Annotated in this window: 13 protein-coding genes; 4 read left to right on the top strand and 9 right to left on the bottom strand. The window is 69.5% G+C overall.

Features of this window, described 5'->3' with window-relative positions; all coding sequences use genetic code 11:
* Window positions 1–29 precede the first annotated feature (29 nt).
* Window positions 30–1,526: a nitrogen regulation protein NR(I) gene (gene ntrC, locus AC07OZ_RS18270; RefSeq protein WP_495468498.1), complete on the top strand. Its 1,497-nt coding sequence runs from the start codon at window positions 30–32 to the stop codon at window positions 1,524–1,526.
* Window positions 1,527–1,584: 58 nt separating this feature from the next.
* Here the strand turns inward: ntrC and AC07OZ_RS18265 are convergent, their stop codons facing one another.
* Window positions 1,585–2,592, bottom strand: coding sequence for an MBL fold metallo-hydrolase (locus AC07OZ_RS18265; protein WP_495468497.1), 1,008 nt, complete (start codon window positions 2,590–2,592; stop codon window positions 1,585–1,587).
* 120 nt (window positions 2,593–2,712) lie between these two features.
* Here AC07OZ_RS18265 and def point away from each other — a divergent pair, with 120 nt between their 5' ends.
* Both def and AC07OZ_RS18255 read left to right on the top strand, forming a co-directional pair.
* Window positions 2,713–3,249 (top strand): peptide deformylase, encoded by a 537-nt coding sequence (gene def / locus AC07OZ_RS18260; RefSeq protein ID WP_495468496.1) that lies wholly within the window; start codon window positions 2,713–2,715, stop codon window positions 3,247–3,249.
* A gap of 193 nt (window positions 3,250–3,442) precedes the next feature.
* Entirely contained in the window at window positions 3,443–5,539 is a 2,097-nt protein-coding gene (locus tag AC07OZ_RS18255) for a DUF6600 domain-containing protein (protein ID WP_495468495.1), read from the top strand.
* A 96-nt stretch (window positions 5,540–5,635) separates the two neighbouring features.
* On the opposite strand, the gene AC07OZ_RS18250 is transcribed toward AC07OZ_RS18255, so the two are convergent.
* Genes AC07OZ_RS18250 through AC07OZ_RS18240 form a run of 3 tightly spaced genes read right to left on the bottom strand, consistent with a single transcriptional unit; the run spans window position 5,636 to window position 8,285 of the window.
* The gene (locus tag AC07OZ_RS18250) at window positions 5,636–6,553 is read right to left on the bottom strand and encodes an NAD(P)-dependent oxidoreductase (protein ID WP_495468494.1); all 918 of its coding nucleotides are present in this window, start codon (window positions 6,551–6,553) and stop codon (window positions 5,636–5,638) included.
* Complete coding sequence (locus AC07OZ_RS18245) at window positions 6,550–7,248, bottom strand: RraA family protein (RefSeq protein WP_495468493.1); 699 nt, start codon at window positions 7,246–7,248, stop codon at window positions 6,550–6,552. The genes AC07OZ_RS18250 and AC07OZ_RS18245 overlap by 4 nt, the downstream gene beginning before the upstream one ends.
* A gap of 11 nt (window positions 7,249–7,259) precedes the next feature.
* Window positions 7,260–8,285, bottom strand: a complete 1,026-nt coding sequence (locus tag AC07OZ_RS18240) for a Bug family tripartite tricarboxylate transporter substrate binding protein (RefSeq protein WP_495468492.1) — start codon at window positions 8,283–8,285, stop codon at window positions 7,260–7,262.
* Window positions 8,286–8,421: 136 nt separating this feature from the next.
* On the opposite strand from AC07OZ_RS18240, the gene AC07OZ_RS18235 reads away from it, so the two are divergent.
* Complete coding sequence (locus AC07OZ_RS18235) at window positions 8,422–9,294, top strand: LysR family transcriptional regulator (RefSeq protein ID WP_495468491.1); 873 nt, start codon at window positions 8,422–8,424, stop codon at window positions 9,292–9,294.
* A 16-nt stretch (window positions 9,295–9,310) separates the two neighbouring features.
* On the opposite strand, the gene AC07OZ_RS18230 is transcribed toward AC07OZ_RS18235, so the two are convergent.
* The 5 genes from AC07OZ_RS18230 to AC07OZ_RS18210 form a co-directional block, all read right to left on the bottom strand.
* Window positions 9,311–10,078 carry a DUF481 domain-containing protein gene (locus AC07OZ_RS18230; protein WP_495468490.1) on the bottom strand — a complete coding sequence of 256 codons (768 nt, stop codon included), beginning with the start codon at window positions 10,076–10,078 and terminating at the stop codon, window positions 9,311–9,313.
* 210 nt (window positions 10,079–10,288) lie between these two features.
* The gene (gene fahA, locus AC07OZ_RS18225) at window positions 10,289–11,611 is read right to left on the bottom strand and encodes a fumarylacetoacetase (protein WP_495468489.1); all 1,323 of its coding nucleotides are present in this window, start codon (window positions 11,609–11,611) and stop codon (window positions 10,289–10,291) included.
* 4 nt (window positions 11,612–11,615) lie between these two features.
* Window positions 11,616–12,998 carry a homogentisate 1,2-dioxygenase gene (gene hmgA / locus AC07OZ_RS18220; RefSeq protein WP_495468488.1) on the bottom strand — a complete coding sequence of 461 codons (1,383 nt, stop codon included), beginning with the start codon at window positions 12,996–12,998 and terminating at the stop codon, window positions 11,616–11,618.
* Entirely contained in the window at window positions 12,995–13,258 is a 264-nt protein-coding gene (locus tag AC07OZ_RS18215) for a DUF2783 domain-containing protein (protein ID WP_495468487.1), read from the bottom strand. Before AC07OZ_RS18215 ends, hmgA begins: the two co-directional genes overlap by 4 nt.
* The gene (locus AC07OZ_RS18210) at window positions 13,249–15,039 is read right to left on the bottom strand and encodes an FAD-dependent oxidoreductase (protein ID WP_495468486.1); all 1,791 of its coding nucleotides are present in this window, start codon (window positions 15,037–15,039) and stop codon (window positions 13,249–13,251) included. The genes AC07OZ_RS18215 and AC07OZ_RS18210 overlap by 10 nt, the downstream gene beginning before the upstream one ends.
* Between the last annotated feature and the right edge of the window lie 26 nt (window positions 15,040–15,065).

The following is a 15,065-nucleotide window of genomic DNA, read 5'->3' as shown; positions in this document are numbered from 1 at the left end:
GCCGACAACGGGGGAAAGGGGAGCCATAGATGAAGTCGATCTGGATTGTTGACGACGACCATTCCATCCGTTTTGTTCTCGAGAAGGCGTTGACGCGCGAGGGGCTGCCGGTGCGCAGCTTCGCCCAGACCCGCGAGGTGCTGGCCGCGCTGGAGGAGGACACGCCGCAGGTGCTGGTGTCGGACATCCGCATGCCGGGCGGCTCGGGCCTGGAGCTGCTGAGCACGATCAAGAAGCAGCTGCCGGGGCTGCCGGTGATCATCATGACGGCCTACTCCGACCTGGACAGCGCGGTGAGCGCGTTCCAGGGCGGGGCCTTCGAGTACCTGCCCAAGCCCTTCGACCTGCCGCGCGCGGTGGAGCTGATCCGGCGGGCGCAGGAAGAGAGCCAGCGCGAGGCCGTCGGCGAGGCCGAGACGGTGCAGATGCCCGAGATGCTGGGCCAGGCGCCGGCGATGCAGGACGTGTTCCGCGCGATCGGCCGGCTGAGCCAGAGCCACGTGACGGTGCTGATCACCGGCGAGTCGGGCTCGGGCAAGGAGCTGGTGGCGCGCGCGCTGCACAAGCACAGCCCGCGCGCGGAGGGACCCTTCGTCGCGATCAACACGGCGGCCATCCCGAAGGATCTGCTGGAGTCGGAACTGTTCGGCCATGAGCGCGGCGCGTTCACGGGCGCGCAGGCGACGCGGCGCGGCCGCTTCGAGCAGGCCGAGGGCGGCACCTTGTTCCTCGACGAGATCGGCGACATGCCGCTGGACCTGCAGACGCGATTGCTGCGGGTGCTGTCGGACGGCCAGTTCTATCGCGTCGGCGGTCACAGCCCGCAGAAGGCGAACGTGCGGGTGGTCGCGGCGACGCATCAGAACCTCGAGACGCTGGTCAAGGAAGGCCGCTTCCGCGAGGACCTGTTCCATCGCCTCAACGTGATCCGCCTGAGATTGCCGCCGCTGCGCGAGCGCCGCGAGGACGTGCCGCTGCTGACGCGCTACTTCCTGCAGCGCAGCGCGGGCGAGCTCGGCGTTGAGCCCAAGCGCCTGTCGGAAGCTGCGTTGCAGCGCCTGGTGAACTTCGATTTCCCCGGCAACGTGCGGCAGCTCGAGAACATCTGCCACTGGCTGAGCGTGATGGCGCCCAGCCTGGTGGTCGAGGCCAAGGACCTGCCGCAGGAACTGCTGGCGCAACCGGGGGCGCATGCCTCGGCGATCTCCGCGACGATGTCGTCCGAGGTCATGCCGCTGGCGAGCGGGTTGACGAGTTCCGCGTCGGCGACGTCCATGCCGCTGCCGGCGGTGCCGATCCCGCCGTCGCCGGACGCGTGGGTGGCGGAGATGGCGCGCGAGGCGAGGCGCCTGCTCGCGGCCGGCGAGCCCAACGTGTGGGACGTGCTGACGCGCCGCTTCGAGGCCAGCCTGATCCTGACCGCGCTGGACCTCACGCGCGGCCGCCGCATCGAGGCCGCGCAGAAGCTCGGCATCGGACGCAACACGATCACGCGGAAGATCCAGGAGCTCAACCTGGACGCGTAAGTCTCGTTGCGCTCACGCGCAATGAAGCACCAAAAGCGGCGGCCTCTGGCCGCCGTTTTCATTGGCGCGATCGCTTGTCGAGCCAGACCGCCAGACCCTGGGCATTGAGCTCCACATCCATCGCCAGCAGCGCGGCCACGCGCGTCGATGGCATGCGGTCGCCGCAGTGTTCAATCGCGCGGCGCTGGTACAGGGCGAGCAGCTCGCGCTTGAGCGCGACGTGGCGATCCGGCGCGTCCTTCAGCCGCAGCGCGATCGCTTCCATCTCGTCGATCTGCGCGACCAGCAGCGCGGCGAGGCGCTCGACGTCCGCCGCGTCGCGGCCCACGGCGCTGTAATGCGTGAGGTACATGCGCGACGGCCGCGTCGCCATCATCCGCGCGATGGAGGCGCGCAGCGCATCCGGCTCGAACTGCACCGGCGTGCTCGTCGGCATGATCCACGCGCCGCGCTCCGGATCGTCGAACTCGCGATACGACAACCCGAAGGTGTCGCCGGTGAACCAGCCGCCGCTGGTCTCGTCCCACACGCAGTGGTGATGGCGCGCGTGCCCCGGCGTGTCGATCAGCCGCAGCGGGCGTGCGCCCACGGTGATGCGCTGCTCGTCGCTGCTCGCCTGCGTGCGTGATTCGGGAACGCTCATCAGCTCGCCGTAGGAACGGCGCATCTCCGCCTCCCCGTAGACCGCGAGCGCACCGGCCCACAGCGCGGACGGATCGACCATGTGCCGCAGGCCGCGCGGATGCACCAGCAGTGTTGCCGACGGCAGTTCCGCCATCAACGGACCGACGCCGCCGGCATGGTCCAGATGCACGTGGGTGGGGATCACCCAGTCCACCGCGTCGCGCGGCACGCCGAGCGCTTCCAGCGCGCCGAGCAGGCGCGGCAGCGCGAGCCGCGTGCCCGTGTCGATGAAGGCCGCCCGCCCGCCATCGACGACCAGGAAGGCCGCGTCGAAGTGGTCGCGCTGGAAAGCCGTGTCGATCGCGAAGACGCCGGGAACGAGCGGCTCCAGATACGACGGCAGCGATGCCGGGGCCGAGGGCAGGGGGGTGGTGGCGCTCACGGGCAGTCTCCGGGTCGGGTTCTTAGAATGGCTCCCAGAGTACGCGATGGCGTCCGGGACCGCCGTCGCCTGGATGACCCGCTCCGCTTCTGCCTGAAGCCGCCGCACAAGGAAACCGCCATGGCCGTTCGAGAAATCCTGAAGATGGGCGATCCGCGCCTGCTGCGCCACGCCAAGCCGGTGGAAGACTTCGACACCCCCGAGCTCAAGCAGTTGCTCGAGGACATGTTCGACACGATGAAGGCTGCCAACGGCGCCGGCCTGGCCGCGCCGCAGATCGGCGTGGACCTGCAGGTCGTCGTCTTCGGCTTCCAGCGCAACGAGCGCTACCCGGAGGCGCCGCCGGTGCCGATGACGGTGCTGATCAACCCGACCATCGAGTCGTTGTCCGACGAGACGGAAGAGGGCTGGGAAGGCTGCCTGTCGGTGCCGGGGCTTCGCGGCGTCGTGCCCCGCCTGAGCCGCATCCGCTACCGTGGCTTCGATGCCTTCGGCAGCCTGATCGACCGCGAGGCCGAAGGCTTCCACGCCCGCGTCGTGCAGCACGAATGCGACCACCTGGTCGGCATGCTCTATCCGATGCGGATCAAGGATTTCAGCCGCTTCGGCTTCACTGAGATCCTCTTCCCGGGCCTGGACCCGAACACGGACGATTGACGATCGGCGGCCCAGGCGCGCCGGGTGCCGGAGTGGTCGGCCAGGACGACGACTTACGGCGTCCGCTTGACCTTGGCGCAACAGGGCGTCAAGTTGTAAGCAGGCGTGCACCAGGACGTCGCCGAAGCGTTAAGGAACGATCGCGGAGCTCCGCGTCCCGCATTCCTCCGGATGCCGGTGGAGGCAAAAGGCCATGACTGACTCGATGACCCATTCGCTGAATCGCTCGACAGATCACCCGTCGCGCCGACGGCCGGCCGCCGGGCAGGGGCGCGGGTGGCTGTCCCGCTGGTGGATGGCCACCTCCCTGGTCCTGGTCGCGCTGGTGGCCTTGCTGGCGCACGGCCCCGCGTTCGCGGACGCGCCGTCGCGGGCAGGGCGGCTGGCGGACCTCGCGGGCTCGGTCTGGCTGTACGACGCCGATGAGCGCGAATGGGTGCAGATGCACCGCAACCAGAGCGTCGGCGAAGGGGATCGCCTCCGCACCGACGACGGCAGTGGCGCGACGGTCACGATCGGCGTCTCGACGCTGTGGATCGACCACCGCAGCGAAATCGAATTCAACGCCCTGGCCGACAACCGCATCGCGGTCCAGATCGTGAAGGGCGCGGTGGGCTTGCGGGTCCGCGGCCAGGACTCGGCCGACGAATGGACGGTGCGCACGCTGGAGGGCCGCTTCGGCTTCGAGCGCGAGGGCCTGTACCGCGTGACGCAACTGGATCGCGGCAGCGAGGCCCAGGCCTGGCAAGGCAAGCTGCGCTTCGACTCGCGCGCGACCGACGCGCAGCCGGTCTGGCTGGGGACGAACGAGCAGGCCGAGTTCTGGTGGGACAACGGCCCGCGGACCGAGCGCCAGCCGCTGCAGCAGGACGGCTTTGCGAGACTCATGCTGGAAGACAGCCGTGACGCGGTGCAGCCGCTGGTCGGCAGCGGCACGAGCGTGCCTTACGTGTCGCCGGAGATGACCGGTGCCGAGGACCTGGCGCGCTACGGCGCGTGGGAGCAGAGCTCGGATTACGGCGCCGTGTGGGTGCCGCAGGTCGTCGTCGCCGACTGGGCGCCGTACCGCTACGGCCGCTGGGTGTGGAGCGCGCGCTGGGGCTACACCTGGGTGGACGACATGCCCTGGGGCTTCGCCCCGTTCCATTACGGTCGTTGGGCCTACTACCGCGAGCGCTGGTGCTGGGTGCCGGGGCCGTATGTGCGCCGTCCGGCGTACGCGCCGGCGCTGGTCGGCGGCGTGGGACCGGGCATCTCGATCGGTGTCGGTGTCGTCGTCGGCGGAGGCCGGCGTCCGCCGCCGCCGCGTTACGGCAGCTGGGTGCCGCTGGCGCCGCGCGAAGCCTGGACCCCAGGCTTCCGCTACAGCCAGGCCTACTGGCGCCGGGTGAATCCGGATGCGAATCCGGCCACGGTGGTGCGGCCGGGCCAGCGCCCGCCGGTCTACCGGAACGAGCGCGACCATGGCGCCCTGTACACGCAGCGGCCCGTGTCGGCACCGCTGCCGGCGACCGCGCTGCAGCCGCAGCGCTCGTGGCCGCCGCGTCCGATCGGGCAGGCCGACGGTCGTCCGGATGGGCGCCCGGACGGGCGTCCCGACGCCGGTCGTCCGTTCGTGGACCGCAACCATGATGGTCGGCCGGATGGTCCGAACCCGGGACCCTACACCGGGCCCGCCGGCCCCAACGACGGCCGCAACGAAGGTCGGAACGAAGGCCGGCCCTTCATGGACCGCAACGGCGATGGTCGTCCGGACTCGCCGGGTGACGCGCGGCCCGGCGAGAGCCGTCCGGTCCGCGGCGTGATCCGCCCCGAGCCGGACATCGCGACGGTGCGGCCGCAGGTGCCGCAGGCGCAGCAGACGCCGCCCGCGCCGTCGGCGCAGACGGTGGTGCCGCAACGCGGTCCCGACGCGCAACGGCCGTCGGAGCGCCGCGAAGGCGACCGCAACGACTGGCGCCATCGCGGCCCTGACAGAACGGAACAGCCGCGCGTCGAGCAACCCCGTGTTGAACAACCGCGCTTCGAGCAGCCCCGCTTCGAGCAGCCCCGTCCGGAGCAGCCGCGCTTCGAGCGTCCGCAGCAGCCGCGGGTCGAGCAACCGCGCGTGGAGCAGCCCCGGGTGGAACAGCCGCGCTTCGAAGCACCACGCCCGATGCCGCAGCCGCAGCCCCGCGTCGAGGCGCCTCGCCCGGCGCCGCGCGCCGAGCCGCCGCGCGCGGCAGAGCCCCCGCGTGCGGTGGATCCACCGCGCCGCAATGACGGGCCAGGCCGTCAGATGGAACGTTGAACGAAAAACGAGGGGCCGGTGCCCCTCGATTCGTTTCTGCAGTGCCCGAAAGAGGACGAGGGCGGGGGATCCCTGTCCCTCGGACCCTCGGCGCTCTCAGCCCGCGAGCGCCGCCAGCACGTTCCGCGCCGCCGCCATGCCCATCTTCACGTAGGCATCGGCGGTGACGCCGCCGATGTGGGGGCTGAGCAGGATGCGCGGTTCGCGGATGAACGGATGGTCCACGGGCATCGGCTCGATCGCGAAGCTGTCGAGACCGGCGCCGGCCACCTGCCCGGTGCGCACGGCTTCGAGCAATGCGGCCTCGTCGATCAGGCCGCCGCGCGCCGTGTTGACGACGATCACGCCGCGCTTGCACGCGGCCAGCGTGCCGGCGTCGAGCAGCCCGGCGTTGTCCGCCGTCAGTGGGCAGTGCAGCGAGATCACATCGGCCTCGCGCCAGAGCTGGTCCAGTGCGACGCGTTCGATGAATGCGGGCAGATCCTTCGCGAAAGGATCGGAACCGATCACGCGCATGCCCATCGCATCGGCCATCCGCGCGAAGCGCTGTCCGATGGCGCCGAGGCCGACGAGGCCCACCGTGCGACCCTCCAGCTCCACGCTCTTGTGCGTCGCCTTGTCCCAATGCCCGTCGCGCATGCGCGCGTCCAGCGCGACGACTGACTTCGCACAGGCCAGCAACAGCGCCATGGCCTGCTCGGCGACGGCCGCTGCATTGGCGCCGACTGCGGCGACGACCTGGACGCCGCGCGCCGCGGCCGCAACCTTGTCGATCGTGTCGGTCCCGCTGCCGTGTTTGGAGATCACCTTCAACGCCGGCGCCGCCTCGATCGCCGCGGCCCCGACCTTGCTGTAGCGCACGATGATCGCCGTCGGATTGCGCGCGCGGCAGAGGTCGACGATGTCGTCCTCGCTGGGCGTCCTGCCGGCGTAGATCACCTCGAAGTCCGACAGCAGCGCGAGCGCCTGCGGCGCCAGGTCCGCGCCGGTGACGAGCAGGACGGGACGGCTCACAACGTCTCTCCGTCCTTGATCACGCCCGCGGCGCGCAACGCGCCCTCGAGCCAGACCGGCCGCAGCGCCACGCGATCGCGGATGCCGGCGATGCGCGCGGTCTCGGCGGCGACCTTCTCCTCGGCGAGCGGCAGCAGCGACGCGGCCTTGGCGCGCTCGACCACGGTCACGCCGTCCGCATCGCCGACGACCAGGTCGCCCGGATGCACCGTCACGCCACCGACCGAGACGGGATGGTTCAAGCGCCCCGAGACCGACTTCGTCGGCCCGTTCGGATTCAAGCCCGCGGCGAACATCGGAAAGCCCAGCGCGCGGATGGCCTCGCTGTCGCGCACGGCGCCGTCGATCACGACGGCCGCGATGCCCAGCGCCACGCACTGCTGCGACATGATCTCGCCCATCAGCGCGCTCGACAGGTCCCCCTTGCCGTCGACGACGAGCACGTCACCAGGTCTGGCCAGCGCCATGGCGGCATGGATCATCAGGTTGTCGCCCGGACGCACCTCGACGGTGATGGCGGTACCCGCGAAGCGCATCGACGGGGACAGCGCCTGGATGCGCCCGTGCAGCGCCCCGCGGCGTCCGGCGACGTCGGCCAGGATGGAGGACGGATAGACGGCGGCGCGGGTCACGACGTCCTCAGGCGTGCGTTCGATGTCCCGGATCACGTCGGGCAATGCGGCGGCTGAACTCATGGGGTGCTCCTTCAATCGATCTTGATGCCGGCGTCCTTCACGACCTTGCCCCAGCGGGCGAGGTCCTGGCGGATGAGCTGGCTGAACTGGTCCGGCGTGCTGACGGTGACGGCGACGCCTTCGTCGCCCAGCTTCTTCACGAGCGCGGGCTGCTGCAGCGCCTTGGTGAACTCGCCGTTCAATCGCGCGACGATCTCCGGCGGCGTGCCGGCGGGCGCGAGAAAGCCGAACCAGGTCGCCGACTCCGCGCCCTTGAAGCCGGACTCGGCGAGCGTCGGCACGTTGGGCAGCTCCGGCAGGCGCTTGTCCGAGGTCACCGCGAGCGGCCGCAGCTTGCCCTGGCGGATGTGGCCGAGCAGCGACGGCGTGGTCGACATGTAGAGATCGACGTTGCCGCTGACGACATCGGTCAGCGCCTGGCCCACGCCCTTGTACGGGACGTGCTGCAGCTTCACGCCGGCGGACTTCTGGAACAGCTCCGTGGCCAGATGCGCCACCGTGCCGTTGCCGGCCGAGGCGTAGTTCAGGACGCCGGGCCGCGCCCTCGCGGCGGCGACGGCTTCGGCGATGGTCTTGAGCTTGGAGTCGGCCGAGGTCACCAGCACCAGCGGCGCACGCGCCACCAGACCGATGGGCGCGAGGTCCTTCGTCGGGTCGTAGGGCATGCGCGCGTACAGCCACGGATTGATCGACAGGTTGCTGCTCTGGCCGAGTACCAGCGTGTAGCCGTCCTTGGTCGACTTGGCGGCCGCATCCACGCCGAGATTGCCGCCGGCGCCGGGCTTGTTCTCGATGACGAAGACCCACTTGGTCGAGGTCGCCACGGCCTGCGTGATCTCGCGGGCGATCACATCCGTGCCGCCGCCGGGCGGGAAGGGCACGTAGACGCGGATGGGCTTGGTCGGATAGGTCGCGGCGGCGGCTGGCATCGCGCCGAAGGCGAGCGGGATAGCGAGTGGGATGGCGAGCGGGATGGCGAGGGCGATCGCCAGCGTCGAGGCATGCGCCGCGCGGCGCGAGGACATCGATCGGATCATGGATTTGTCTCCGTGTGCGCCCCGGTCCGCAGGCCGGGGTCTGGGCGTTCTTGAAGCTGTCGAGGCCAAGTATTGGCGGTCGCTTCGCGCCGGTCCAATCGATTATTCTTTCGTTTTCATCAGCCAGGCTTTTGCTATGGATCTGCGTGACCTGCGCTATTTCGAGACCATCGCCGAACTGGAGCATGTCGGCCAGGCGGCGGAGCGCCTGCACCGCACGCAGCCGGCGCTGACAGGCGCGATCCGTCGGCTGGAGAAGGCGGCCGGCGCGCCGCTGTTCGAGCGCGCGGGGCGCGGCATCCGGCTGACGCCGGCCGGCAAGGTGATGCTGCGCTGGGCGCGTCAGCTGCGCTTCGATGCGCAGGATGCGCAGCGGGAGATGAGCGATATCGGCCGCGGCCTGTCGGGCGAAGTGCGCGTCGGCGTCGTGCCGACGGCGGCGCAGTTCCTGATGCCCAAGGCGGTGAGTCGCCTGCTGAAGGAAGCGCCCGAGGTCACGTTGAAGACGACGGTTGCGCTGGTGGACGCGCTGATGCCGATGTTGCGCGCGGGCGAACTGGATCTGATCGTCGGCACGGAGCGGCGCGCCGAAGCCGGCTTCGTGTCGCACCGGCTGGTCGAGGATGCCGTCGTCGTCGCGGCCAGCGCGAAGCACCCGGTCTTCACCGGAAAACCGAGCCTGAAGGCGCTCGGCGAATATCGCTGGGTGCTGCAGCCGGCCGGTGCGCCGACACGGGACTGGCTGGACCACAGCTTCGACCGGCACGGCCTGCCGCGGCCGGTCGTGCAGGTGGAGAGCAGCTCGCTGCAGATGCTGCCCGCGCTGATCGCCGAGACGGGCCTGCTGAGCTTCATCTCGCGACGGCACCTCGAAGGACCGGGGCGCCTGCGATCGCTCCGCGAGGTCGCGCTGAAGGAGACGACGATGCGCCGCCACCTCGTGGTGACGCATCGCGCGCAGGCTTACCTGCCGCCCGCGGCGACGCGCCTGATTGCGCTGCTCGGTTGAGGCGGACTGCCTTCGATCAATCGATCCTGTACGACACGCCCGTGATGAACAGCGTGTCGTTCTTCTTCAGGCCATCGCCGGGGTTGCTGTCGTAGCGGTGCTGGACAGTGGCCGTGAGGCTGAACCGCTTGGTCATCGCGACCGAGATGCCGCCGTCGAAGGTGGCGCGGTATTCGCCGCTGTTGCGCAGGTCGGGCAGATAGGCCAGGCGCTGCTTGAGCGTCGTGTTGTCGGAGATCTTGTGGTTGGACTCTTCGGCGAACAGCAGCTCGGTGTTGGCGTAGCGGTCGCGGGCGACGCCGTCGATGATAGCCGGCTCGACGTAGCGCTCGCGCGTGTAGCCCAGACCGGTGGAGACGTCCCAGGTCACGTTGTCCTGCTTGATGACGTGATAACCGAGACCGGTGCCGACGGAGAGCCGCGACGACAGGTTGGACGGCTCGTCCTTGAGCGCGTCGAACTGCCCGAAGCCGAAGATGCGGTCGTTGATGTCGCGCTGGTAGTGCGTGCCGAAGGCATAGCGCTGCTCGGCTTCGTCATCGTCGTTCTTCAGGTACAGCGCGCGGCCGTTGATCGACAGCTTGTCGGTCTTCGTGGCCTTGACGGCTTCGCCACTGAGGTTGACCGTCGTCGAATCGCTGTTGCCCGACGAGAGGCTGGCTCCGGCGGTGAACAGCGCGCGCCACTGGCCGTCGTCCTTGACGGTGACCTGGGCGAAGGAGAACAGGGGCGTGGCGGCCAGGCAGGCGGCGGCGGAGATGGCGAGGAGGCGCGTCGGCGGCATGTCGGTTCCTTTGGGAAGAGTGAACATGCGCCTGCTTCGGCAACCTCCGATCCTGTGCGTCTGCAATGCGCACGGTCTGGATCCAATCCGACGTCATCCGTCGGCTTCCGCTGACAACCCGCCGGGATGGCGGGGTGAGCGCGGGCGCCTGAGGGTGTGTCGGTGTGTGACCCGGTCGATCCGGACCCGGCGGTCCGGTTCGATGGAGCGTCAGGCCACAGCTGGCACGACCGTGCCGACACACGGTCCGAAGCCGATCGCGCGACGGCCCGCTGCCTCGCATCGGCCGACCAGCGCGACGCTGTCACCATCCTGCAGGAAGGTGCGTTGCTCGCCGTTGGGCAGCGTGATCGCCTGCTTGCCGCCGTTGGTCAGCTCGAGCAGCGAGCCGCCTTGTCCCGCGTCCGGACCGGACATCGTGCCCGACCCGAACAGGTCGCCCGGCTGCAGGTTGCAACCGTTGCTCGCGTGGTGCGTGAGCATCTGCGCGATGGTCCAGTAGGCATCGGCGAAGTCCGAGGCCATCAGCTTCGCTGGCGCTTCGCCCGCGTCGCGCATCGCGCGGGTCTGCAGATGGACTTCCAACCGGATGGAGATCGCGCCGCGGTCGCGATTGGCCGCGCCGTCGAGATACGGCAGCGGCTGAGGATCGCCCTCAGGCCGCGTGAACGCGCGGCGGAACGGCGCCAGCGCTTCCATCGTGATCACCCACGGCGACAGCGTCGTGGCGAAGCTCTTCGACAGGAAGGGCCCCAGCGGCTGGTACTCCCAGGCCTGGATGTCGCGCGCCGACCAGTCGTTCAGCAGCACGAGGCCGAACAGGTGCTGCTCCGCATCGCCGATGGCGATCGGATGACCCTGCGCGTTGCCGGTGCCGACGAGCGCGCCGACCTCCAGCTCGTAGTCGAGCCGCTTGATCGGACCGACGCTCGGCACCTCGGCATCGGGTGCCTTCGTCTGTCCGACGGGACGGCGGAAGGTCTGCCCGCTGACACCGATCGACGACACGCGCCCGTGGTACCCGATGGGCACCCACTTGTAGTTAGGCAGCAGCGGGTTGTCCGGGCGGAACAGCTTGCCCACCGTCGTCGCATGATGGATGCCGGCGTAGAAGTCGGTGTAGTCGCCGATGCGGCAGGGCAGCGTCATCTCGACGTCGGTCATCGGCTTGAGCGCCGGCGCGAGCTGCTCGGAGGACGTCGATCCTGCGTCCGCGTTCAGCGCCGCGACGAGCTCGTGGCGCAACTGCCGGCGCAGATCCGGGCCCATCGCCATCAGCGGATTCAGGCCGAGGCCTTCGCAGGTGCGCAGCACGGCGCCGAGGCCATCGGACAACACGCCAAGCTCGGCCGCGGCGATCAGGTCCAGCACCTGGTCGCCGATCGCCGTGCCGGGCCGGAACGAGCCGGTCGCGCCGGCCATGCGGAACATGCCCAGCGGCAGGTTCTGGATCGGGAAGTCGGTGTCCGGCGTGTTCGCGGAGGCGATCCAGCTGCGCAGCGCGGGGTCGTGAGTGTGGTCGAGGTCGGTCATGGGGTCAGGCCTTGTCATTCGAGGGATCCGGATTGAACTTGTCCTTCAGCGCGCCCCAGCAGGCCGCATAGTTCGTATCGAGCGCGCCGCCGTTGAGCGCCCACTCGGACGGGCGGAAGCGCCAGCGGCTCTCGAACATGAAGGCCAGCGTGTGGTCCAGCTTCTGCGGCGTCAGGGTGCGCGTGCTGGCGGCTTCGAAGGCGTCGGCATCGGGGCCGTGCGGCACCAGGCAGTTGTGCAGGCTCGCGCCGCCGGGGCGGAAGCCTTCGGGCTTGGCATCGTACTGGCCGTAGATCAGGCCCATGAACTCGCTCATCACGTTGCGGTGGTACCAGGGAGGGCGGAAGGTGTCCTCCTGCACCAGCCAGCGCGGCGGGAAGATCACGAAGTCGCAGTTGGCCGTGCCGGGCGTGTCGCTCGGCGAGGTCAGCACGGTGAAGATCGACGGATCGGGATGGTCGAAGCTGATCGAGCCGATCGTCATGAAATCCTTGGTGTCGTACTTCAGCGGCGTCAGGTTGCCGTGCCAGGCGACGACGTTGAACGGCGTCACCGCCTGTTGGTTGCGCCACAGCGCGCCGCCGGTCTTGCGGATGACTTCATACGGCGCGCCGTCGGGTTCATGCGCGGCGACGGGCGCGAGGAAATCGCGCGGGTTGGCCAGCCCGTTGGAGCCGATGGGGCCGAGCTCCGGCAGCCGGAAGGCGGCGCCGTAGTTTTCGCAGATGTAGCCGCGGGCGGGCGCATCCGGTCCCTCGAGTGCCTCGACGCGGAAGTTCACGCCGCGCGGGATCAGCGCGATCTCGCCGGGAACGACGTCCAGCAGGCCCATCTCGGTCGTGAGGCGAAGCCCGCCTTGCTGGGGAACGATCAGCATCTCGCCGTCGGCGTTCATCAGCGCGCGTCGGGTCATCGGGCGGTTGAACGCGTAGATCAACGAGGCCATGCCGACCTGCGCGTCGGGATCGCCGTTGCTGACGATGGTCTTGAGGCTGTCGACGAAGTCGACGCCCGCGGCGTTCGCCTGGGTCTCAGGCATCGGGAACGGATGCCAGCGTAGCGGGTCAGGCGGCGCCGCGACGCCGCCCGCCGCGCCGCTGGTCCAGAACGGCTGCTCGTAGGCGTGGAACGCGCCGGTCACGACGGACGGCTGCCGGCGATACAGCCAGGTGCGGCGGTTCTCCACGCGCGGCGCGGTGAAGGCGCTGCCCGACAGCAACTCCGGATAGAGATCCATCGGCGCGCGCTGCGGGCTGTTGCGGCCCTTCGGCAATGCGCCGGGGACGGACTCGGTCTCGAACTGGTTGCCGAAGCCGCTCTGGTAGGTCAGCGCGCTCTGCGCCGTGCCGGTCGCCTCGGGCGAACGGAGGGTCTCTGGTGCGTTCATGCTTGTCCTCGTGGGGAAGCGTCGCCCGGGGTCGGGGCATCGATGGAAACTGGAGAAACTGGCGAAGCGGGATTGCCGCGAGCCGCCGCGGACAGCGCTTCAAGCAGCACGTCCTGCCGGCCGATGTGGTTGGCGAGCAGCAGGATCAGCCGCGCGTTGAAGGCATGGCTGGCGTCGACGTCCAGCCCATGATGCGCGCTCAGCAGCGCTTCGTAGAAGTCGTCGCCGGCGTCGAAGTTCGGAGCGGTGATCAGTGACATGCGGCGGGCTCCTCGAAGGGCACGTCGTGGCCAAGCGCACGGCGCATCGCCGCCTCGATCGCTTCCCCCGTCGGCATCTTGCGCCAACGCGCGCAGACGTGTTGGTCGGGGCGCAGCAACACCACCGCGCCTGGGGCCGCGTCATAGCGCTTTCGCACCAGCCCCTGTGCGTCGAGCGCGTCGTCGATGTGGATCTTGAGCATCGCGTGGAGCCCGGACTCCGCGTCGCCAAGCGCGGGCTCTCCACGGGGCATGGGGGATCCCTCCTGGACCCCCAAGCCCCATTCCGGCCCCACGATCGCTCGCTGACTCCACCCTCCTGCGACGATGGTCTCGTTGTCGTTGTCGTTGTCGTTGTCGTTGTCGTTGTCGCGGTCGCGGTCGCGGTCGTTCTCGTTGCGGAAGACCATCAACGTGAATCTGCCCGGTCGCATCTGGCGCAGCAACCAGTCGTCGCGGCCCTCGATGCGGATCGGCGCGTCCGCGGCCGGCATGCCGTACTGCACCGTCGGCACCGAGAGCCGTCCGCTGTTGACCAGCCGGCGCGCGAAATCGAAATCCTTGGCGAGCGTCAAGGTCGCGTCGCGGAACATCCGGCTGATGTCGCTCTTCGGCGTGATGAAGTCCGTCGAGCGCGTCGAGTTCAGGATGTTCTCGTCGGCGGCGATCTCGCGCTCGCGGGCGTAGCTGTCGAGCAGCGTCTCGGGGGCACGCCCCTGCACGACGGCCGCCAGTTTCCACGCGAGGTTGTCCGCGTCCTGGATGCCGGAGTTGGCCCCGCGCGCACCGAACGGCGACACGCCGTGCGCCGCGTCGCCGGCGAACAGGATGCGCCCGTGCCGGAAGCGGTCCATGCGCATGCAGGCGAAGGTGTAGACGCTCGCCCAGACGAGCTCGATCTCAGGCACTGCGCCGTCGCCGCCCGCGGCGATCGAGGCCGCGCGCATCAGCGTGCGCACGCGCGGCAGGATGCGCTCGGGCTGTTTCTCGAGTTCGGGATCGGCCTCCCAGCCGAGCTGAAAATCGATGCGCCAGACGCCGTCGGGCTGGCGGTGCAACAGCACGCTCTGACCCGGATGGAAAGGCGGATCGAACCAGAACCAGCGCTCGGCGGGGAAGGGCGCATTCATGCGCACGTCGGCGATGAGGAAGCGGTCCTTGAAGGTGCGGCCGTGGCTCTCCTCGCCGATCAAGCGGCGCAACATCGAGCGCGATCCATCGCAGGCGACGACGTGATCCGCGAGCAGCGTGTAAGGCCCGTCGGGCGTCTCGATCTCCAGCGCGACGTGATCGTCGTGCTGCGTCAATCCCGTCACGCCGTGATGCCAGCGCAGGTCGATGAGGGACAGCTCCAGCGCGCGTTCGACGAGAAAGCCCTCGACGTAGTACTGCTGCAGATTGACGAAGGCCGGTCGCTGGTGGCCCGGCTCGGCGAGCAGGTTGAACTGGTAGACCTGTTCATTGCGAAAGAACACGCGACCGACATTCCACGAGACGCCCTTGTCGACGAGCCGCTGCCCGCAGCCGAGGCGATCGAGGATCTCCAGCGTCCGTTTCGCGAAGCACAACGCGCGCGAGCCGACGGAGAGCCGCCCATCGTTGTTGAGCAGCACGACGGGCACGCCCTGCAGCGCGAGGTCGATCGCCGCCGTCAATCCCACCGGTCCCGCGCCGACGACGACGACGGGATGGCGCGCGGCCTGGCCGCGCTCATGCGCGTCCTGATCCGCGCTGCGGCGATACGGATAGACGATGCGCTGATAGTCGACGGCGGTATCCATCGCGGGCTCGCGGGGCGTCGAGGCCG

It is taken from the genome of Roseateles sp. GW821-FHT09G03 (assembly GCF_059416045.1).
This window is presented reverse-complemented; position numbering and strand designations above follow the sequence as displayed.